The 22,114-nt window shown below is 64.0% G+C and carries 17 protein-coding genes; 10 read left to right on the top strand and 7 right to left on the bottom strand.

Going from position 1 to position 22,114, the window contains the following annotated elements; genetic code table 11:
- From BV82_RS25330 to tagH, 7 genes are read right to left on the bottom strand one after another with little or no spacing between them, the layout of a single operon-like run.
- Positions 1-720, bottom strand: coding sequence for a PP2C family protein-serine/threonine phosphatase (locus BV82_RS25330; RefSeq protein WP_010221285.1), 720 nt, complete (start codon positions 718-720; stop codon positions 1-3).
- Positions 721-1,371, bottom strand: a complete 651-nt coding sequence (gene tagF, locus BV82_RS25335; RefSeq protein ID WP_036994984.1) for a type VI secretion system-associated protein TagF — start codon at positions 1,369-1,371, stop codon at positions 721-723.
- Complete coding sequence (gene tssM / locus BV82_RS25340) at positions 1,371-4,874, bottom strand: type VI secretion system membrane subunit TssM (RefSeq protein WP_010221283.1); 3,504 nt, start codon at positions 4,872-4,874, stop codon at positions 1,371-1,373. Before tssM ends, tagF begins: the two co-directional genes overlap by 1 nt.
- Entirely contained in the window at positions 4,871-6,181 is a 1,311-nt protein-coding gene (locus BV82_RS25345) for a DotU family type VI secretion system protein (RefSeq protein ID WP_010221282.1), read from the bottom strand. The genes tssM and BV82_RS25345 overlap by 4 nt, the downstream gene beginning before the upstream one ends.
- Before the next feature lie 6 nt (positions 6,182-6,187).
- Positions 6,188-7,522, bottom strand: a complete 1,335-nt coding sequence (tssK, locus tag BV82_RS25350; protein ID WP_010221281.1) for a type VI secretion system baseplate subunit TssK — start codon at positions 7,520-7,522, stop codon at positions 6,188-6,190.
- 15 nt (positions 7,523-7,537) lie between these two features.
- A complete protein-coding gene (gene tssJ / locus BV82_RS25355) occupies positions 7,538-8,035 on the bottom strand; it encodes a type VI secretion system lipoprotein TssJ (RefSeq protein WP_026001200.1) in 498 nt (165 codons plus the stop codon).
- 36 nt (positions 8,036-8,071) lie between these two features.
- Positions 8,072-9,412, bottom strand: a complete 1,341-nt coding sequence (gene tagH / locus BV82_RS25360; protein WP_036994983.1) for a type VI secretion system-associated FHA domain protein TagH — start codon at positions 9,410-9,412, stop codon at positions 8,072-8,074.
- A gap of 389 nt (positions 9,413-9,801) precedes the next feature.
- Here tagH and tssA point away from each other — a divergent pair, with 389 nt between their 5' ends.
- From tssA to BV82_RS25410, 10 genes are all read left to right on the top strand, one after another.
- Positions 9,802-10,839, top strand: coding sequence for a type VI secretion system protein TssA (gene tssA, locus BV82_RS25365; protein WP_302183778.1), 1,038 nt, complete (start codon positions 9,802-9,804; stop codon positions 10,837-10,839).
- A 95-nt stretch (positions 10,840-10,934) separates the two neighbouring features.
- Positions 10,935-11,450 carry a type VI secretion system contractile sheath small subunit gene (gene tssB / locus BV82_RS25370; protein WP_010221277.1) on the top strand — a complete coding sequence of 172 codons (516 nt, stop codon included), beginning with the start codon at positions 10,935-10,937 and terminating at the stop codon, positions 11,448-11,450.
- A 15-nt stretch (positions 11,451-11,465) separates the two neighbouring features.
- Positions 11,466-12,959: a type VI secretion system contractile sheath large subunit gene (gene tssC, locus BV82_RS25375; protein WP_010221276.1), complete on the top strand. Its 1,494-nt coding sequence runs from the start codon at positions 11,466-11,468 to the stop codon at positions 12,957-12,959.
- An 80-nt stretch (positions 12,960-13,039) separates the two neighbouring features.
- Positions 13,040-13,528: an Hcp family type VI secretion system effector gene (locus BV82_RS25380; protein WP_010221275.1), complete on the top strand. Its 489-nt coding sequence runs from the start codon at positions 13,040-13,042 to the stop codon at positions 13,526-13,528.
- A 102-nt stretch (positions 13,529-13,630) separates the two neighbouring features.
- Positions 13,631-14,146 carry a type VI secretion system baseplate subunit TssE gene (gene tssE, locus BV82_RS25385; RefSeq protein WP_010221274.1) on the top strand — a complete coding sequence of 172 codons (516 nt, stop codon included), beginning with the start codon at positions 13,631-13,633 and terminating at the stop codon, positions 14,144-14,146.
- The gene (gene tssF / locus BV82_RS25390; protein WP_036994981.1) at positions 14,143-16,002 is read left to right on the top strand and encodes a type VI secretion system baseplate subunit TssF; all 1,860 of its coding nucleotides are present in this window, start codon (positions 14,143-14,145) and stop codon (positions 16,000-16,002) included. Before tssE ends, tssF begins: the two co-directional genes overlap by 4 nt.
- Positions 15,966-17,018 (top strand): type VI secretion system baseplate subunit TssG, encoded by a 1,053-nt coding sequence (gene tssG, locus BV82_RS25395; protein ID WP_036994980.1) that lies wholly within the window; start codon positions 15,966-15,968, stop codon positions 17,016-17,018. The genes tssF and tssG overlap by 37 nt, the downstream gene beginning before the upstream one ends.
- Positions 17,011-19,689, top strand: coding sequence for a type VI secretion system ATPase TssH (gene tssH, locus BV82_RS25400; RefSeq protein ID WP_036994978.1), 2,679 nt, complete (start codon positions 17,011-17,013; stop codon positions 19,687-19,689). Before tssG ends, tssH begins: the two co-directional genes overlap by 8 nt.
- Positions 19,690-19,712: 23 nt before the next feature.
- Positions 19,713-21,656 carry a type VI secretion system Vgr family protein gene (locus BV82_RS25405; protein ID WP_010221270.1) on the top strand — a complete coding sequence of 648 codons (1,944 nt, stop codon included), beginning with the start codon at positions 19,713-19,715 and terminating at the stop codon, positions 21,654-21,656.
- A gap of 15 nt (positions 21,657-21,671) precedes the next feature.
- Positions 21,672-22,106 carry a DcrB-related protein gene (locus BV82_RS25410; RefSeq protein ID WP_010221269.1) on the top strand — a complete coding sequence of 145 codons (435 nt, stop codon included), beginning with the start codon at positions 21,672-21,674 and terminating at the stop codon, positions 22,104-22,106.
- Positions 22,107-22,114: the final 8 nt, after the last annotated feature.

Here is a 22,114-nt window from a genome sequence, read left to right on the forward strand (position 1 = left end):
TCAACCGGCCTTGATGACGACGGCGGTAATGTTGTCGGGGGCGCCCCGGGTCAGGCCCAGGTGCACCAGGCTGCGTACCACCTGATAGGGGTCGCTGTGGCCCAGCACTTCGCGAATTTCATGGTCTTCGACGGTCTTGTTGACGCCGTCGCTGCACAGCAGGTAGGTATCGCCGGGGAGGATGTGCAGGGGCACGCTTTCGAGCTCCAGCTCAGGCTCGACGCCGATTGCCCGGGTCACGATATTGGCCCGCGGATGCACCCGTGCTTCAGCCTCGCTGAGCAGGCCGCTGTCCTGCAGTTCCTGTACATAACTGTGGTCGCGGGAGATACCTTCCAGGCGCCCATCGCGCAGGCGGTACAGGCGGCTGTCGCCGGCCCACAGGCAGACGCCCTGATCACCACGCACCGCCAGCAATACCAGGGTGCTGCCCATCATCGCCACACCACGCCGGACACTTTCTTCGCGCACCGCCGCATTGACCGCCGACAGCCTCCCGCGCAGCACCTGCGCGTAATCGTCCAGGGACGGCGTGGACGGTAACCGGCGCAAGGTATCGACGATCAGGCAACTGACGTAATCGCCCGCTGCATGCCCGCCCATGCCATCGGCAACCGCCCACAGGCCTTCACTGCCAAGGTCCAGGCAGGCGTCTTCGTTGATGCTGCGCACCATGCCGACATGGCTGTAGCTGGCTGCGGTGTAATGCAATGCCGTCATCTAGCGCGCCGCCTCATTGCCCAAAAGAAAACTGGCGAAATCCTCGCTGCGCGGCAAGCCGGCACAGCGTAACAATCCCGCCTCGATACGATCCGATCCCCGCCCCCACCACAGGCTCATGCCGGCACAGGCACTTTCGGCCAACGCTGCCTGGCGGGCCTCGGGGGTCACTGCGCCAAAGCGCTGCAAACCAGCAACCGCAGGGCTCGAAACCACACTGAGGCGAGGTACGGCACAGCCCTGCACCGCCGCATCGAACGCCTCGAAAGTGGCTTGCGGCTCCAGGGTTGCCAACAGCTGCGCCTCACAACGCTCGAACCAGTCATCCGGGCCACTGACCACGGCCGCCAGCGACTCATCCGACAGCAGAACCTGGGCCAGGGTAAGCGGGAAATAGCGCCCTACCCTGTCGATGCTGGGCATCAGCACGCCCACTACAGCCTGCGGCCCGCACACCCCCGGCGCCAGGGCGAAGCGCCACAGCGGGCTGACCAGGTAGGCCGGCAACCAGTGCTCGGCCAATTGCTGCTGGCTGGCCATCAGCCCCGCCGCCAGCCACTGGTCCCAGGGCTGGATAAAGCTGTGCGGCAAGCCACGGCTGACAAAGTCGCCGCGGCTGGCCAGCTTGCCGTAGAAACCAACGCCATCCATCACAGCCGCTCCGGCAGGCTGAAACCGCTGAGCACGCGGCTCTTGAACGGGTTGAAGGCGCTATTGGCACGCAACTCGTAAGACACGCTGGCACCATCGACGCGCAGGCGCAGGCTGAAACGATCCGGGCCGTTGCCAGCCACCAGGTCCGACTGGTCGAGCAGGCGGAACCAGGCCCACGGCCCTTCCAGGGTCAACCCTGAACGGCCCGTGGCAGACGGCGGCATGATCGACAGGCGCACCACGCCGATGCTGTTGGGGTTCGGCCACTGCATCGCTACCGGGCGGCTGGGGCCATGGTCGTAGCTGATCTGCTGGCCGTCGAGATCAAGCAGGAACTGGGTGATCGAGGCGTCCATGGCCACCGGCTTGAGCTCGAAGCGCACGGTCGGCTGCAGGCCGCCAGAGCGGAAGAACGCATCCCGAATCGCGGCCGAGCGCTGGAAGGTGTGCAGCACGCCAGGGCCGATGCCAAGCTTCTGCGCCGCGCCCGGCTGCCAGCGCCAGGGGTTGGTCGAGGTATCGACGTACGGCTGCAGGTATTTGCGGAAATAGCTGTCCATCACCCCGCCGACGCCGAAAAACTGGCCGAAGTCATCCAGGGTGGCGTCCCTCGAGCTGCCCGGCGCCAACGGGTAACGACCGCTCAGGGACTGGCGGTAAACGTTGACCACCTCGCTGACCCAAGCGGCGTTGAGTTGGTTGCGCACGCCGCCCATCATGGTGTTGGTGGTCGAAGTCACCACCGATTTGACCAGGCCCTGAACCATCGGCGGCTGGCGTTGGGCGGTGAGGCTGACGCGGTTGGCGGCGGCAGTGGCCTGGTTCTTGGCTTCGCCGAGCAAGGCATCGCCGCTGGCACCGACCATAGCGCTGACCTGCACGTACAAGGCGTTCATGTCGGTGAGCAGGCCGTCGATGGCTGCCGGCTCGCCCTCGCCCTTGCTGACCAGGCTGGCCAGTTCGGCAAAGTGCGCGGTGACCGGGTCTTCAGTTTGCTGCGCCTGGCGGCTATCTGCCGGTGCATCCTGGCCCAGCAGGTTGCCCAGGCGTTGCTTGAGCTGATCGACACCGGCTTCGCCAGCCTTGGCCTGGGCGGCGGCAAGCGGGTCCTGCTGTTGCAGGTTGGTTTCCTTGGCGACTGCGCCAAGCAGTTTTTTCAGCGGCGAAGTCGGCCCGGAAATCACCCGCAATACATCGGCAGCCTGGGCCACGCTGGTGATCGGCACGAAGTCGATATCGGCCAGCAGCGCGTCCCAGTGGCGGATGTAGTCGGCGAAATACAGGCGGCGCACATCGGCGGCCAGGCTGCTGACATCGCCTTCATCGGCTTGTTCGCGGCCCAGCACCCAGCGCTCTTCGGCCAGGGTGTTGCTGTGCTGCAGACTGGTAGCGAGGAACGCCTTGCGATACCCCTCGACGGTGAACAGCCCGCTCAAAGGCTCGCCCAACGGCTTGCCGCTCTTGCGGCTGAACACCAGCGCAGCATCGCGGCCAGCGGCTTCGCTCAGGCGAAAATCGCTGACGCCGTCTGGCAGCTTCTGGCGCTTGACCCGGTCATAGACGCGCTGGGCCACCGGCAGTTGCTGCAGTTGGCGACGCAAGTCTTCGATCAGGTTGGCATCCAGGCGTGCATTCGGCGGCCGTTTTGCAAACAGCGCCTGCAGGTGCTCACCCAGCGCAGCACGCTGCTCTGGGGCCAAGTCACGGGGCAGGCTTTGCTCCCAGTCGAGGGTGACCCAGGCCTTGATGAAGTCCGGGTCGTAATGCTCGCCATCGGCCAGCATCAGGTAAGCCTTGAGGCCTTCGTAGAGGAAGTCCGAACCGCCGCCACTGTGCAGTTGCTCTTCGATGCGGGTGACCAGGCGCGGGGCGAACACGGCAATCAGCAACTTGCGGTAGACGCTGGCCGATTCGGCCTCAAGCATGTCGCCCTGGTACAGCCCCAGGCCCTCGGCCCAGCTGGGCGGATCTTCGGCCAGGTGGCGCACGGCATTGAGCAGCGGCAGCACTGCCAACACATCACGCTGGGCCGGGCTCAGGGTTTGCAAGGTTTGCCCCAGGGGCGCGAGCTTGTGTTCGACCTGGGCAATGTAGGCCTGGTTGGCGCGATAGCTCACCGCCCACAAGGTGCCGACCAGCACTACCAGGGCAATGCTGGCAGCGAGTGCGCCACGGGCCAGCCATTTGCGCCGGCGCTCGACCTTCGGGTTGACCCCAACCAGGCCGCGCTCGGCAAAGGCCACGGCGTTGAACAGTTTTTCGATGAAATAGCTGCGCCCGCTGCCGCTCTGGCGCGCCAGGTGCTGGCGGTCCAGGCCCATGCTTTGGGCCATGGCGCCGATCAGGCGGTCGATCGGGCTGCCTTCCTGGGTGCCGCTGGTGAAGTACACGCCACGCAACAGTGCGCGCTCTTCATAGGCATTGGGCTTGAACACGCCGTCGAGGAAGCTCTGCAGATTCGAACGCAAGGCGGCGAACTGCTGGACAAAGCCGTAGACCAGATCGCGCCGCGCCGGATCCCGCTCCTGCTGCAGGCGTTCGACCAAGCGTGCGTTGAGGCGCTGCTCAAGGCCGGCAAACTCGCTCTGGAACTGCGCCAGCGGCCCTTCGGCCGACTGGTCGTCGTCCAGGGCAAAGGTCATGCCCCACACTTGGGCGCGCTCTTCCTTGCTCAGCGTGTCGAAGAACTCCATGAAGCCCGGCACCAGGTCGAGCTTGGTCAGCATCAGGTAGATCGGAAAGCGCACGCCCAGCTGGCTGTACAGCTCCTGGATACGCGAGCGAATGGCCGCCGCATGGGCGGCACGTTCCGCGTCGCTGCCCAGCAGCAGGTCGGACAGACTGATGGCGATGAAGGCGCCGTCGATCGGCCGGCGCGCGCGCTGCTTCTTCAGCAGGTCAAGGAAACCCAGCCAGGCCGCCTTGTCGACCTGGGCATGGCTGTCCTGGGTGGTGTAGCGCCCAGCGGTATCCAGCAGCACAGCCTGGTCGGTAAACCACCAGTCGCAGTTGCGGGTGCCGCCAACACCGCGAATCGCCCCGGCGCCAAGCTGCGCCGCGAGCGGAAAATGCAGGCCGGAGTTGACCAGTGCGGTGGTCTTGCCCGAGCCCGGCGGGCCGATGATCACGTACCACGGCAGCTCATACAGATTGCGCCGCTCATCACCGCCAAGACGGGCCTTTTTCAGCAGTGCCAGGGCCTCGTCCATGCGCTGGCGCAGGGTGGCCAGTTCTTCAGCGGTGGCAACGCTGGCAGGGTCCGGGGCGGTTTCTGCGGCCAGGCTGCGCATGACTTCTGCCGCCTGGCGGCGGGCCTGGATGAAGCGCCACAGGCGATAACCGATCCACGCCGCAAACAGCAGCGCGATCAGGGCCCAGCGGCGCCCCGCCGGGACCAGCACGTCCCACAGCGGGCCGATGAACCAGATGATCAGGCTCAGGGCGATCAAGCCCAGCAGCGGGATCACCCAGCGAACGACAAAACCGAAAAACGCCTTCACTCGACCCCCTCCGCCAATACAGTGATTTCAACCCGGCGGTTCTTTGCCCGGCCTTCGGCCGTGCTGTTCGGTGCCAGTGGTTCAGTGTCGCTCAGGCCCTGCGCGCTAAAGCGTGCGGGCTGGCCGGTCTTGGCTGCCAGAATCTGCTGAACCTGCTCGGCACGGGCCTGGGACAGCGCCCAGTTGGACGGGAAGCGCAAGGTTGCAATTGGCCGGTTGTCACTGTGGCCGGTGATCCGCACCTGGCCCTTGACCTGGCCAATGGCGTCGGCGATGCGCAGCATCAGTGGCTGCAAGCTGTCGTTGATACTGGTACTGGCCGAAGCGAACAACTCGTCGCCGCGGATGGTCACCACCGAGCGGTCGACGGCGTCTTCGACACTGACCCGCCCGGCCTTGATATCGCTGGCCAGGAAACCCGCCAGGCGCGGGCGTTCCACTGGCTTGGGCTGGGTCACCGGGCGGTCGATGGCCTGCACCGGGATCTCGCCCAGGGCATGAATGTTCTTGAACACCGGTTCGGCGTCGGCCGCGAGCATGAAGCGCAGGGCGAACAGCAGCGCCAGTAACAACGCCAGGGCAATGGCCAGGCCAACCCAGGGCGGCATGAACTGCGACAGTCGATCACGCGTGACGCTGACCCCGCGCCAGTGCGGCGACAGCTCGCGCTCGAACTCGCCACGGGCGCTGCGAATGGCGGCCGCAGTACGCTCACGCAAGGCGTCAAGCTGGGCACGACCGCCGTTCATGACCCGATAGCGGCCTTCGAAGCCCAGGCACATGCACAGGTACAGCAACTCCAGCAGATACAGGCGTTCGCGCGGGCTCTGCAGGCAGTGCTCAAGCAACTGGAAAACCTTCTCGCCGCCCCAGGCTTCGTTGTGCACAGTGATCAGCAAACTCTGCTTGCCCCAGTCACTGCCACTGCCCCAGGGCGTGCTCAGTACGGCTTCATCGAGGGCGGTACACAGGGCGTAACGGGCCAGCAGCACTTCGTTACGCGCCACACCGGCGGCTTCGGCGCGCTCTTCGAACTGGCGCAGGTAGGCCAGCAACTGCGCACGCAGGCTGGCCGGGGCCGGATGGGCAATGGTGCTGCGCAAGCGGGTCAGCAACGCCAGCAATGGCCCGGCGGCGCTTTCCAGCGGGTTCAGGCCAAGCGCCTGGCCACCGGGCAACGGCTGCGCCGGCATCGACGGCGGCACGGCCGGCTCCGGCGTACCGGCTTGCGGGCCACGGCCACCGGGGCGCGGCATGAACTGGGTGCGGTCGTTGGCCGGTGGTGCCGATGGGTCGTTAGGCTGCATCGCGGCTTATCCTCGGATGGCCCAGAAAGCCAGGTTCAAGCCCGGGAACTCGCCAGCAACATAGAAGGCAAAGCCGCCGGCGTTCTGCAGTTGCTGCCAATGCTCGCTACCGCGATCGAGTTCGTAGTAGGTGGAACCGGCATGGAACGGGATCTGTCGTGGCGCCACCGGCAACGGCAGCAGGCCGATGCCCGGGAGCTGCAGGTTGACCAGGTCGCGGATATGTTCGACCGCACCGATCTTGCTCTGCTGGGCGAAACGCCCGCGCAGGGTTTCGCTCGGCACATCGGCACGCACCACGAGGATGAAGCTGGCGTTGTCGAGCAGGCTGCGGTCGGCAAGCATGGCCACGTGGATACCGTAGGCCTTCTCAACGATCGGGATTGGCGTGGCCTTGCTGTCGATCAGCATCGACAGGGCTTCGCGCAGCGCCTGCATGACCGGGGCGAAACTCGCTGCCAGGTCATCATGCTGATACACCGGGAACTCACCCGGGCGGCGGTTGCTTGCACAAAACGTGGCGAACTCACCGGCCAGGCTGACCAGCTCGCTGTACAGGCGCTCCGGGTGCAGCGGGCTCAACTGGCTGAGGTGCTCAACCAGCGGTTGGGCGCGGTTGACCAGTTGCAGAAGCATGAAATCCGCGATCTCCGAAGCACCACCCGCGCCCGAGGCCACCACCCGCCCGGCCAGGGCCTCGCCACGTTGGTGCAGCAGGCCCAGCAGTTCGCTGCGAAACGCCGACAGGCTCTTGCTCGCCGACACATCCAGCACCGGCGCGATGTAGCTGTCATCCAGGACCAAAGCACGGTCGGCGCGTTTTTCCTTGATGCGCACCAGGCCCAGCGCGGCATAGTCGCTCAGGCCTTCTTCGGCGGTGATCAGGCGCAAGGCCCGGGAACCGAGGGCCACCGGCGCGCGGTTCTCGAACGGTGCGTTGTCATCGCGCACCTCCGCCACCCGGCTGACATAACGCGCACCGCCCGGGGCCTCACCTTCGTCGACCGTGTCGCGGGCGCCAGCGCGCTTGAGCGGCAATGCCAGGTACACCAGGCCATCGCGTAGGTTGTCGTCGATGTTCAGCGGGCTTGGCGCCAGGTCGTCCTGGGGGATATTGAACGGCGTACCGTCCGGGAGCAGGCCGCGGGCCGAGATGATGGCCAGCTTGCCCTGAGCCAGCAGGCCCTGGTCGATCAGCAGCTCGGAGAAGCCCCAGGCGCCTGCCGACAGCGGCCGGCTGCGGGCATCGATCAGGTTTTCGAGATAGCGGTCATGCTGTTGAAAATGCTGGGTTCCGAGGAACATGCCTTCCGACCAGACCACACGATTGTTCCAGGACATGGCTTCTCCGATCGCCTATTGGGCGGTACTGGTTGGGGAGGAATGAGCAGCGCTGCGTACAGCACGAACATCGAGGCTGACCTGGTAGTCCAGCGGCGGCACCGGTAGCAGGCTGCGCCACTGCGCCTGGTCAACTTCGCGGTAGCCGACCACCAGGCCAATCTGGCGGGTCGTCGGGCTCAGTGGACGCTCGATGCGCAACTGCTCACCGGGCTGCACCAGTACTTCATCCTGATCGACCAGGTCGGCGCCCAGGGTCGCGGGGGCCCGATCGGCCAGCGCGAAGTAATCGGCGCGATTGAAGTTGGCGCTGTTCTTCAGCTCGTAGATACGCACGCGCACGGGCGCGGCCTGGCCGTTGGCGCCCGGGTTGAGCCCGGCGGCGGCACTGAAGTACAAGGTGACGCTGGTCGGTCCTGCCACCTCGGGCTGGGCCGGTACTGCAACTTCATCCTTGCTACAACCACTGAGCAGCAGTGCGGTTACCGCTGCCATCAGCATTGTTCGAATCATCCTGCGTCCTCAATGACGTGGCACTTTCCGTTTGTTTCAGGAGCGCTGCAGACGCGCGCTGTGCTCCTCATAGGCGCGGCTGAATTCGCGCCCGAACAGGTCCTGGAAGTCGTCTTCGGCTTCCCGGGAAATCTTGCTGTACAGCTCGGTGAACTGCTGCCAGTACTGGGCCTGGCGGGAGCCTGCGAACAGCTTCGACAAGCCGGCTGGCTCACCTAACCGCGACTCCAGCTGGGCCGGTTCGAAACGCGCGAGCAGGTGCTTGATGGCGGCCTCGACACCCGCCATCACTGCCAACTGGTGAGCACGCAGGTCATCGAAGCTGTCACGTACTGCCTGGTCCGGCGCCATGAAGGCGTGATTGCCGTGACGCAGCAGTAACAGCAACGCTTCATCGGCATTCGGAGCAAACTTGAGCGGGTTGTTCTCCGCCGGGCGGATCATGGTCTGCTGCATGCGGAATTCGCCCTTGAGGCTGCTGCGCGCACGCAATACGTCGATCAAGCCCTCGACCATCAAGCGGTAACTGCGGCCAAGGGCCTCCATCTGCGCCTCGACCTGCGCGCTGTCGATACGCAGTTGCTCAAGGCCTGCCCCGCGCAGGAAAGCCTGGACCAGCGCTGCTGATTCGGCAGGCTGGGCCGAGGCCTCGACGACGGCCACCGGCGCAGGCGCTGCGGTCGCGACAGGCGTCGGTGCGGGAGCGGGAGCGGGAGCAGGTGCAGGTGCTGAAGGCTCGGCAAACAGGTCCCAATCTGCGGGAATCACCCCAGGGCTCGCCGGGGCCGGCACCGCCACAGGGACGATCGGCGCGGGCGGACGAAAGTCATGCTGCTGGGCAGGTACATGGTCAGGCTGGGTTACCGGCGCAATGCTTGCCGGCGCGAGAAAATCAAACAGGTCCGGCAGGGTGTCGCTGCTTGACGCACCGTGCACGAGCGCCGGTGTGCCTGCGTGAGAAAGGACAGGCGCAGGGCTGGCCTGGTTAGCCATCAACGCTTCGAAACTATTGCTGGCATCGCCGCCGATCGGATTGCCATCCCCTACCTTGAAGCTCGAATCAATCCGCGCCTGGATCTCGTACTCGCCAATACGGATGATTTCGCCATCCATCAAGGGCTCGCTATTACCGCGGCGCAAGCGAATACCGGCGTGAATTAACTCGACACCATTTGTGCTGTTATCAGTCAGGTAGTAGCGGCCATCTTTATATTGAATGACACAATGTTGCGAAGAGACCAGACGCTCCGGATCGGGCAATACCCAATCATTATCAGAGCCACGTCCGATGCTGATGGCGCCTGATTCGATGAACTTTTCAGGACATTGGCCAGGGGTAATCTTGTGATAACTGGTAATAGTCAGACTCAGCGACATCACGCCTCCTTAGCCACATCCCGAACCGTCTGCTGGCCCGCTGCAGGCCTGACACAGAAAAGCGATTCGCTTCCAATCCCTGAAAAACTCTACTGAATATCCGATTTTCGACAGTTTCTAGCCGAACCATGTCAGTTTCAAATGACATCCACCGCCGCCCTGACCAACAAGTCAAAAACCCTGTTTGGCCCAGCACTCAGGTCACGGTGGGCCGATAGCTTACCTTGACAGCCAATTGGAAATAAACCAAAAATGCGCAACTTGCTGAACGAGCGTGATATCACTTTGATATCAACTAAGGATAACTCAGCAAAATATGTGCGCTCTGTCACAAAATTAACTTGCGCACATTAGCTACCCCCACCACGGGACGATACGGAGATCGATATCTGGTGAACTCAGCGCATTTGCTCGCTGCCGTTTCGGAGAACTTCCCCTGCGGCGACGACCTTGAATACGACCCGGACTTCCTGCAATTGGAGCGTGATGCCCAAGGCAAGCCCGAGCGTGTCATGGGTGATGCCATCCAGCCTGCCGAGCCTCCCCAGTGGCGGCAGATCGAACAGTCCTGCACGGCCCTGCTGCAACGCAGCAAGGACCTTCGGGTCACGCATTTCCTCTTGCAGAGTGCCCTGGCCCTGCACGGTATTGCCGGCCTGGCCAGCACCCTGCAACTGATCAACGAGTTGCTGCGCCAGTACTGGCCACAGGTGCACCCGCAACTCGACGCCGATGACGACAACGACCCGACGGTACGCATCAACGCCCTCGCAGGTCTGGTCTGCGAGACCAACATCGCCCTGCTGCGTGAAAGCCTGCTGACCCGCTCCCGTGCATTCGGCCCGGTCAGCCTGCGCGCGGCCCTGCACGCCAGTGGCCTGCAGCACTTTGCCAGCGAGACGCTCAACGCCGACGAGCTCGGCGGCGCCCTGCGCGACAGCGATGCCGACCAACTGCAGGCCACCCGCGAAGCCCTGCAGCAAGCCCGCGAAGCCGCCGAGGCAATCGAGCAGTACGTCAACGAGCAGGTCGGCTCGGCCAGCGGTATTGATCTCGGCGCCCTCAAGCAACCGTTGCGCCAGGCTGCACAGATCCTCGCCGAACAGGCGCCGGCAGGCGAGCAAGCCGCCAACGACACCGCAGCCGAAATCAGCACGGTTGCCGACAATCCGCCGCCTCTCGACAGCGCCGCTCCCGCAGCCCCTGTTGCCCGTGCCTCAGCGGATATCGCCAGCCGCGACGAGGTGCTGCGCAGCCTTGACCGAATTCTCAAGTATTACGCCCGTCACGAGCCCTCGAGCCCGTTGCCGGTGCTGTTGAATCGCGCGAAAAATCTGGTGAATGCCGATTTCGCCGCGATCGTCCGCGACCTGATCCCCGATGGCCTGTCGCAGTTCGAAACCCTGCGCGGGCCGGAGACCGACTGAGGCCTGCGGGCCAGGCCCAACGCAATTACGCAACACCGTTACCGGCAACGATCGATGACGCCAATACCGTCGCACCTGCGACCAGGAGGAACAACGTGGCGAACCCCAGTTCTCAGAAATTCATTGCGCGCAATCGCGCGCCGCGGGTGCAGATCGAGTATGACGTCGAGCTCTACGGCGCCGAAAAGAAGGTCCAGCTGCCTTTCGTCATGGGCGTCATGGCTGACCTCGCAGGTAAGCCCGCCGAGCCGCTGGCGCCGGTGGCCGAACGCAAGTTCCTGGAAATCGACGTCGACAACTTCGACTCGCGCCTCAAGGCCATGCAGCCACGGGTAGCCTTCCACGTCCCCAACGAACTCACCGGGGAAGGCAACCTGAGCCTGGACATCACCTTCGAGAGCATGGACGACTTCAGCCCTGCCGCCGTAGCGCGCAAGGTCGACTCGCTGAACCAGTTGCTCGAAGCGCGGACCCAACTGGCCAACCTGCTGACCTACATGGACGGCAAGACCGGCGCCGAAGAAATCATCATGAAAGCCATCAAGGATCCGGCCCTGCTCCAGGCCTTGGCCAGTGCGCCAAAGCCCCAGGATGCCGAGCCGAACGCTTAATCAGGACAAAGCCTCATGACCGATCCGATGCGTGATACCCAGGCCCAGCCAGCGGCCACCGAGCAAGCCAGCGAGTTCGCCTCGCTGTTGCTGCAAGAATTCAAACCCAAGACCGAGCGCGCCCGCGAAGCGGTCGAAACTGCGGTGCGCACCCTGGCCGAACAGGCCCTGGCGCAAACCGACCTGGTGTCCAATGATGCGATCAAGTCGATCGAATCGATCATTGCCGCCATCGACGCCAAGCTCACCGCCCAGGTCAACCAGGTCATCCACCATCCCGAGTTCCAGAAGCTGGAAAGCGCCTGGCGTGGCCTGCACTACCTGGTCAACAACACCGAGAGCGACGAGCAGCTGAAAATCCGCGTGCTCAACATCTCCAAGCCCGATCTGCACAAGACCCTGAAGAAATTCAAGGGCACGGCCTGGGACCAGAGCCCGCTATTCAAGAAAATGTACGAAGAGGAATACGGCCAGTTCGGCGGCGAACCTTACGGCTGCCTGGTCGGCGATTACTACTTCGACCAGTCGCCACCGGACGTCGAGCTGCTCGGCGAGCTGTCCAAAGTGTGTGCCGCCATGCACTCGCCATTCATCGCTGCGGCCTCGCCGACCGTGATGGGCATGGGCTCGTGGCAGGAACTGTCGAACCCGCGCGACCTGACCAAGATCTTCACCACCCCCGAGTACGCCGGCTGGCGCTCGCTGCGTGAATCGGAAGACTCGCGCTACATCGGCCTGACCATGCCGCGCTTCCTCGCCCGCCTGCCGTATGGCGCCAAGACCGACCCGGTGGAAGCCTTCGCCTTCGAAGAAGACACCGACGGCGCCGACAGCGCCAAGTACACCTGGGCCAACGCCGCCTACGCCATGGCGGTGAACATCAACCGTTCGTTCAAGTACTACGGCTGGTGCTCGCGGATTCGCGGCGTCGAGTCCGGTGGCGAAGTGCAGAACCTGCCGGCGCACACCTTCCCCACCGATGACGGTGGCGTGGACATGAAGTGCCCGACCGAAATCGCCATCTCCGATCGCCGTGAAGCGGAACTGGCGAAGAACGGCTTCATGCCCCTGCTGCACAAGAAGAACACCGACTTCGCCGCGTTCATTGGCGCCCAGTCGCTGCAAAAGCCTGCCGAATACGACGACCCGGACGCCACCGCCAACGCCAACCTGGCGGCGCGCCTGCCGTACCTGTTCGCCACCTGCCGCTTCGCCCATTACCTGAAGTGCATCGTGCGCGACAAGATCGGCTCGTTCAAAGAGAAGGACGAGATGCAGCGCTGGTTGCAGGACTGGATCCTCAACTACGTCGATGGCGATCCGGCCCACTCCACCGAGACCACCAAGGCCCAGCACCCGCTGGCAGCGGCTGAAGTGGTGGTCGAAGAAGTCGAAGGCAACCCGGGCTACTACAACTCGCGTTTCTACCTGCGTCCGCACTACCAGCTTGAAGGGCTGACCGTGTCGCTGCGCCTGGTATCGAAGTTGCCATCGGCCAAGGGCGCCTGAGCCCTGGCTCGCTGAAGCGCCCCGCAATGCGGGGCGTGCACTGAAAAACAATGTGGTAGATGCCACACTCTGGAGACAACATGGCAGTTGATATTTTCATCAAGATCGGCGACATCAAGGGCGAGTCCATGGACAAGGCCCACAAGGACGAGATCGATGTGCTGAACTGGAACTGGGGCATGTCCCAGTCCGGCAACATGCACATGGGCGGTGGCGGTGGCGCCGGCAAGGTCAACATCCAGGACCTGTCGCTGACCAAGTACGTCGACAAATCCAGCCCCAACCTGATGATGCATTGCTCCAGCGGCAAGCACATCGACAAGGTCAAGCTGACCGTGCGCAAGGCCGGTGGCGAAAGCCAGGTCGAGTACCTGGTCATCAACCTCGAAGAGGTGCTGATCAGCTCGCTGAGCACCGGTGGTTCGGGCAGCGATGATCGCCTGACCGAAAACGTCACCCTGAACTTCGCCAAGGTCACGGTCGATTACCAGCCGCAGAAAGCTGACGGCACCAAAGACGGCGGCCCGGTCAAGTACGGCTGGAACGTGCGCCAGAACGTCAAGATCTGACATGCGCGTCGCCCTTATCGCTGGACAAACCCACCGTGTAGGGGCGGGCTTGCCCCGCGATAAGGCCAACGCAATCTTGAATCCCACCACCGGAGCCGCCCCTTGGTAGCCGAAATCGCTGCACGTGACCGCCTGCAGCCTTCGCTGCTCGATCGTCTGACCGACGACGAGCCCGGCAACCTGCAAGAAGCCAACGACAAACGCGTGCTGTCGCTGAACCAGCTCAAGGCCTCGGTTCTGCGCGATCTCACCTGGCTGCTCAATACCACCTCACTGCTCGATGCTGCCGCCACGCTCAACACCCAGGCCGGCAACTCGGTAGTCAACTATGGCCTGCCGGCACTGGCCGGTAACAGCGCCTCGAACATTGATATCAGCGCACTGGAGAGCATCATTTACCAGGCCATTGCCACTTTCGAACCGCGCATCCTGCGCAGCAGCCTGCGGGTTCGCGCCCAGGTCGCACCAGGGGAAATGAACCACAACGCCCTGAGTTTCGAGATTGAAGGCGATCTGTGGGCCCAGCCAGCGGCACTGCCGTTACTGCTGCGCACCGATCTGGACCTGGAGTCCGGGCATGTCCGGGTCGCCCCTGCCGAGCGCCGGAGACGTCCATGAACCCGCGCCTGCTCGAGCTGTACAACCAGGAGCTGCAACACATCCGCGAAAGCGCCGCCGAGTTCGCCAGGGAATACCCGAAAATCGCCGGGCGCCTGACCCTGTCCGGTATCGACTGCGCCGACCCCTATGTCGAACGCCTGCTCGAAGGCTTTGCCTACCTGACCGCACGGGTGCAACTCAAGCTCGACGCCGAGTACCCGACCTTCACCCACAACCTGCTGGAGATTGCCTACCCGCACTACCTGGCACCGACACCGTCGATGACCGTGGTGCAGATGCAGGCCGATCCCGACGAAGGCTCGCTCAGTGCTGGCTTCACCCTGCCCCGTGGCAGTGTGTTGCGTGCCACCCTTGGCCGCGATTCGCAGACACCGTGTGAATTTCGCAGTGCCCACCCGGTCACCCTGTGGCCACTGCAGGTAGCCCAGGCCGAATACTTTGGCAATCCGGCGGCCAGCCTCGGGCGCCTTGCCGCCAGTGAACCGAAAGCCCGCGCCGGGTTGCGCATTACCTTGCGTACCGGCGCCGAGCTGCCGTTCAACGCGCTCGATCTCAGCAGCCTGCCGCTGTACCTGAACGGAGCCGATGAACTGCCGTTTCGCCTGTACGAGCAACTGCTGGGCAACGCCTGTGCCGTGTTTGCGCGCCAGCCTGGCAGCGACTGGGTCGAGCGCATTGCGCCCTCGGCCCTGCGCCCTTGCGGCTTCGATGACCGCGAAGCAGCCCTGCCCGTGGTCCCGCAGGCATTCCAGGGTTACCGCCTGCTACAGGAATACTTCGCCCTGCCGCAGCGCTTCCTGTTCGTCGAATTCGCCGAACTGGAGCGCGCAGTCAAACGTTGCGACGGTCAGGAGCTGGAGCTGATCGTGCTGTTCGAGCGCTTCGACCAGACCCTGGAAGGCAGCGTCGGCGTCGAGCAGTTCGTGCCCTTCTGCACCCCGGCGATCAACCTGTTCCCGCGCCGGGTCGACCGCATCCACCTGAGCAACCGGGTCAACGAACACCATGTCATCGCCGACCGCACCCGGCCGACGGATTTCGAGATCCATTCGCTGAGCAGCGTGACCGGTCATGGCACCGGCCCTGACCAGGGTTTCCTGCCCTTCTATGCCGTGCGCGACCCGTCCCGCTATGGCCGTGACCAGGCGTATTACATCGTGCGCCGCGAGCCGCGCATGCTCTCCAGCGAGCAGCGCCGCAACGGCACCCGTTCGACCTATATGGGCAGCGAAACCTTCATCAGCCTGGTCGATGGCCAGCAGGCGCCTTACCGCCACGACCTGCGCCAACTGGGCGTCAGCGCCCTGTGCACCAACCGCGATCTACCGCTGTTCATGAATGTCGGTGATGGCCGCAGTGATTTCACCCTGGCCGACAGCGCCCCGGTAGCCGCCATTCGCTGCCTGGCCGGGCCAAGCCGACCACGCGCCAGCCACGCCCATGACAACAAGGCCTGGCGATTGATCAGCCAGCTGTCGCTGAACTACCTGTCGCTGACCGAACAGGGCCAGGGCGCCGCCGCCCTGCGCGAGCTGCTGCGCCTCTACGGCGACAGCCATGACGCCGCCCTGCAATTGCAGATCGACGGCCTGCGCGAAGTCAGCAGCAAAGCCTGCACGCGGCGGCTGCCGATGCCCGGGCCGATCGTGTTTGGCCGTGGCCTGGAGATCACCCTGGAATTCGATGAAAACGCTTTCCGCGGCACTGGAGTGTTCCTCCTCGGTGCAGTGTTCGAGCGCTTCCTGGCACGTTACGTGTCGATCAACAGCTTTACCGAGACGGTGCTTCGTACCACCGAACGCGGCGAGATCATGCGATGGAAAGCCAAGCCCGGACGCCGTCCGACCCTGTGAACATCCTCAGCGAGATGCAGGCCGAACCCTGGAACTACGATTTCTTCCAGGCCCTGCGCCGACTGGAGTGCGAGTCGCCGCAATTGCCGCGCTTCGGCCATTCCCTGCGTCTGGCCGATGAGCCGATTCGCCTCGGCCAACAGCTCGACTGCGCTTTCGCACCGGCAACCCTGGCATCGCTGACCCCAGCCACAGAACAGGGCCCGGCGCGCCTGGAGCAGTTCTTCTTTGGTCTGGGCGGCCCTAACGGACCGCTGCCGCTGCACCTGACCGAATACATGCGCGAACGTCAGCGCAACAACGCCGACAGCACCAGCAAGCGTTTTCTCGACGTGTTCCATCACCGCCTGCTGAGCCTGTTCTACCGGGCCTGGGCCGAAGCACGGCCAACCGTCAGCCATGACCGCCCCGCTGACGACTACTGGGCCGCGCGCCTGGCCGCCCTCAGCGGCCGCGGCACCCCGGCACTGCGCGACCAGGGCCCGTTGCCGGACACCGCCAAGCTGCATTACAGCGGACACCTCGCCGCCCAGACCCGCTATCCGGATGGATTGCGCGGCATTCTCGGGGCGTATTTCGGCGTGCCGGTGAGCATCGAGGAGTATGTCGGCCAATGGCTGCAACTGCCCGAGCGTAGCCGCCTGGGCGCAAGCGCCAACCAGTTGGGCATGGATGTATGCCTGGGCAGTCATGTCTGGGATCGCCAGCATAAATTTCGCATCTGCCTGGGGCCGCTGAGCCTCGAGCACTACCTGGCGCTGCTGCCCGACGGCAGTGCCTTTGCTGAACTGGTGGCCTGGGTCGCCGAGCACCAGGGGCACGAGCTTGACTGGGACCTGAAGCTGATCCTGCAGCAGGACGCGATACCCGCCCTGCAACTCAACACCGGCCGACGCCTGGGTTTCGATACCTGGCTCGGCCGCCCGCAACACGATGCCAGCGACCTGACACTGGCTCGGTACTACGCCGAGCAGGCGACCGCATCGCAATCCACAAGGAGTCCGGAACATGGGTGAAATCAGCCGCGCCGCGCTGTTCGGCAAACTCAACAGCGTCGCTTACAAGGCCATCGAGGCCGCCACGGTGTTCTGCAAGTTGCGGGGCAATCCCTATGTGGAACTGGCCCACTGGTTTCACCAACTGCTGCAACTGCAGGACTCGGACCTGCACCGCATCATCCGCCAGTTCAACCTTGAGCCTGCGCGCCTGGCCCGCGAGCTGACCGATGCCCTGGACCGCCTGCCCCGCGGCTCGACTTCGATCACCGATCTGTCCTCTCACGTCGAAGAAGCCGTCGAGCGTGGCTGGGTGTATGGCAGCCTGATGTTCGGCGAAAGCCAGGTGCGCACCGGCTACCTGGTGCTCGGCATCCTCAAGACGCCGAGCCTGCGCAATGCCTTGCTCGGCCTGTCGTCGGAGTTTGCCAAGATCAAGGTCGAAGCCCTCAGCGAGCGCTTTGACGAGTATGTCGGCGATTCGCCGGAAAACGCCCTGAGCGCCAGCGACGGTTTCAATGCCGGCGCCGTGCCGGGCGAAGCCAGCGGTGCCATGGCGCCCAGCGCCCTGGGCAAACAGGAAGCGCTCAAGCGCTTTACCGTCGACCTCACCGAGCAGGCACGCAGCGGCAAGCTCGACCCGATCGTCGGCCGTGATGAAGAGATCCGCCAGTTGGTGGATATTCTCATGCGTCGCCGGCAAAACAACCCGATCCTCACCGGTGAAGCCGGTGTGGGCAAAACCGCAGTGGTCGAGGGTTTTGCCCTGCGTATCGTCGCCGGCGATGTCCCGCCATCGCTCAAGGACGTCGAACTGCGCAGCCTGGATGTCGGCCTGTTGCAAGCCGGGGCGAGCATGAAAGGCGAGTTCGAGCAGCGCCTGCGCCAGGTCATCGAGGACGTTCAGGCCTCGCCGAAACCGATCATTCTGTTCATTGACGAAGCCCACACCCTGGTCGGTGCCGGTGGCGCTGCCGGTACCGGCGATGCCGCCAACCTGCTCAAGCCAGCCCTGGCCCGCGGCAGCCTGCGTACCGTGGCCGCCACCACCTGGGCCGAATACAAGAAGCACATCGAGAAAGACCCGGCCCTGACCCGCCGCTTCCAGGTGGTGCAGGTCGCCGAGCCGAGCGAAGACAAGGCGCTGCTGATGATGCGCGGCGTGGCCTCAACCATGGAGCAGCACCACCAGGTGCAGATCCTCGATGAAGCCCTGGAAGCCTCGGTCAAACTCTCCCACCGCTACATCCCGGCGCGCCAGCTGCCGGACAAATCCGTCAGCCTGCTCGACACCGCCTGCGCCCGCGTCGCCATCAGCCTGCACGCTGTGCCGGCCGAAGTGGATGACAGCCGCCGACGCATCGAAGCGCTGGAAACCGAGCTGCAGATCATCGCCCGCGAACTGGCCATCGGTATCGCCATCGGCAACCGCCAGCAACAGTCTGAAACCTTGCTGGCGGCCGAGCGCGAGCGCCTGGCCGAGCTGGAAAGCCGCTGGGCCGAAGAAAAAGCCCTGGTCGACGAACTGCTGGCCACCCGTGCGCAACTGCGCGAAAACGTCGGCGTGGTCGACCGCGACACGGGCAGCGAACAGAGCCATGAGCTGCGCGAGAAGCTCATCGACCTGCAACAGCGCCTGAGCGACCTGCAAGGTGAAACCCCGCTGATCCTGCCGACCGTCGACTACCAGGCGGTGGCCTCGGTGGTTGCCGACTGGACCGGCATCCCGGTCGGGCGCATGGCTCGCAACGAGCTGGAAACCGTGCTCAAGCTCGACCAGCACCTGGCCAAGCGCATCATCGGCCAGGACCATGCCCTGCAGATGATCGCCAAACGCATCCAGACCTCGCGCGCCGGCCTCGACAACCCCAACAAGCCGATCGGCGTGTTCATGCTCGCCGGCACTTCCGGGGTGGGCAAGACCGAAACCGCCCTGGCCCTGGCCGAAGCCATGTACGGCGGCGAGCAGAACGTCATCACCATCAACATGAGCGAGTTCCAGGAAGCCCATACCGTCTCGACCCTCAAGGGCGCCCCGCCTGGCTATGTCGGCTATGGCGAAGGCGGCGTGCTGACCGAGGCGGTCCGGCGCAAGCCCTACAGCGTGGTGCTGCTGGACGAGGTGGAAAAAGCCCACCCGGATGTGCACGAGATCTTCTTCCAGGTCTTCGACAAGGGCGTGATGGAGGATGGCGAAGGCCGGCTGATCGACTTCAAGAACACCCTGATCCTGCTCACCACCAACGCCGGGACCGAGCTGATTTCCCAGGTGTGCAAGGACCCGCAAAACATCCCGGAACCCGACGCCATCGCGACTGCCCTGCGCCAACCGCTGCTGGAGATCTTCCCGCCAGCGTTGCTCGGACGCCTGGTGACCATCCCCTACTACCCGCTCAGCGACGAGATGCTCAAGGCCATCACCCGCCTGCAGCTCGAACGCATCCGCAAGCGTGTGCAAGGCACCCACAAGGTCGCCTTCGACTACGACGACGAGGTGGTCGAGCTGATCGTCTCGCGCTGCAGCGAGACCGAAAGCGGCGGACGGATGATCGACGCGATCCTGACCAACAGCCTGTTGCCGGACATGAGCCGCGAGTTCCTCACCCGCATGCTCGAAGGCAAGGCCCTGGCCGGGGTGAGCATCAGCCGCCGCGACAACGACCTGCACTACCACTTCAGCGACGCGCCGTGATGGCGCGTTTCACGAGATAAACGATGCTATTCAAGCAATTCACCCGACTGGCGCAAATCAACAGCCCCCTGGGCCCTGATGCGCTGATCCTGGCGGAAATGGGCGGCGGCGAAGAGCTGGGGCGGCTGTTCGACTACGAGTTGCAGCTGACCTCGGACAATTCGGCCATCGACCTCAACCAACTGCTGGGCAAGCCGATGAGCTTGAGCCTGCAGCTGGAGCTGGGCCGCTCGCGGTATTTTCACGGCATCGTCGCGCGCTGCAGCCAGAGCATCGACCGCGGCCAATTCGCCAGTTACCGGGTGACCCTGCGGCCGTGGCTGTGGTTGTTGAGCAAGACCTCCGATTGCCGCATCTTCCAGAACCAGAGCATCCCGCAGATTATCAAGCAGGTGTTTCGCGACCTGGGTTTTTCCGATTTCGAAGACAGCCTCAGCCGGCCCTATCGCGAGTGGGAATACTGCGTGCAGTACCGCGAGACCAGCTTCGACTTCGTCAGCCGCCTGATGGAGCAGGAAGGCATCTACTACTACTTCCGCCACGAGAAAGACCGTCACGTGCTGGTCCTGGCCGATGCCTATGGCGCCCATCAGGTGGTACCGGGCTACGAGTCGGTGCCGTATTTTCCGCCCGATGGCCAGCATCGCGAGCGCGACCACCTCAATGACTGGCACCTGGCCCAGGAGGTGCAGTCTGGCTCGCTGGAGCTCAACGACTACGACTTCCAGCGCCCCAGTGCGCGCATCGACGTGCGCTCGGAAATGCCGCGCCCGCACACCGCTGGCGATTACCCGCTATACGACTACCCCGGCACCTATGTACAGAGCGAAGACGGCGAGCATTACGCCCGCACCCGTATCGAGGCGCTGCAAAGCCTGCATGAACGCATCGAGCTGCGTGGCAACGCCCGGGGCCTGGCAGCGGGCAACCTGTTCAGCATGAGCGGCTTCAGCCGTCAGGACCAGAACCGCGAGTACCTGATCGTCGGTGCCCGCTACTACGTCGTCCAGGAACGCCTGGAAACCGGTGGCGGTGGTGGCAACGCGCAGTTCGAAAGCAACCTCAGTTGCATTGATGCGCAGCAGAGCTTCCGCCCCCTGGCCAGCACCCTGCGCCCGCAGGTCAGGGGCCCGCAGACCGCCATCGTGGTCGGCCCGGCCGGTGAAGAGATCTGGACCGACCAGTATGGCCGGGTCAAGGTGCATTTCTACTGGGATCGCCATGACCAGTCCAACGAAAACAGTTCGTGCTGGATCCGCGTATCCCAGGCCTGGGCCGGCAAGAACTGGGGCTCGATGCAGATCCCGCGGATCGGCCAGGAAGTGATCGTCAGCTTTCTTGAAGGTGATCCGGACCGGCCGATCATCACCGGCCGGGTGTACAACGCCGAGCAGACCGTGCCCTACGACCTGCCGGCCAACGCTACCCAGAGCGGGATGAAAAGCCGTTCGAGCAAAGGCGGCACGCCAGCCAACTTCAACGAAATCCGCATGGAGGACAAGAAGGGCGCCGAGCAGCTGTACATCCATGCCGAGCGCAACCAGGACATCGAAGTCGAGAACGATGAGAGCCACTGGGTGGGCCACAACCGCAACAAGGTAGTGGACTTCAGTGAAGTGGCGACCATCGGCGAAGACCGAATTCGCGCGGTCAAGCGCGACGACATCCTGCTGGTGGGCTCGACCAAGACCGACAGCATCAGCCGCAGCTACCTGATCGAGGTCGGCGAGAACCTGCGCCTGGTGTGCGGCAAGAGCATCCTCGAGCTCAATGCCAGCGGCCAGATCAACCTCACCGGCGTGCAGTTCAACTTCAATGCCGAAGGTAATGCCCAGTTCAACACTGGCGGCACCCTGGACCTGAACATCGGCGGCGGCCCCGGCGCCACCCCGGATGGGCAAGGTGTAAAAGGCACCATCGATGGCGCCGTGGAAGCGATCTTCCCCAAGCCCAAAGCCAGCCAATAACGAGATTTGCGCGTCATGACCTATCGCCTGAATGAATTCCAGTTCGCCCTGCCCGATGAAGAGGTGCAGGACACCAGCATCAACATCCTGCGCTTTGCCAACCTGGGGACCTCGCTGATTGTCAGCCGCAGCCTGTTGGCCGACGGTGAAACCCTGCAAAGCAACTTCGACGGCCAGCTCGAACGCCTGCAGCAGCAGGTCAAGGATCTACGTTTCCAACCGGGCCAGGCTGTACGCCTGGGCGCCGACCAATCGGTGGACGGCATCGAACTGCGCAGCCAGTTCAGCAAGGGCAGCGAGAAGGTGTTCCAGTACCAACTGGCCCTGGTGTTGCCGGGCACCCGCAAGATGTTCGCCCTGAGCTACGTCAAGGCCCAGCCGCTGGGTGATGCCGAGGCATCGCACTGGACGGCGATCAAGCAATCACTGAACTTCGACGCCCTGAGCTGATGAGCACC

The sequence above is a fragment of the Pseudomonas donghuensis genome (assembly GCF_000696345.2).
Lineage (GTDB): Bacteria > Pseudomonadota > Gammaproteobacteria > Pseudomonadales > Pseudomonadaceae > Aquipseudomonas > Aquipseudomonas donghuensis.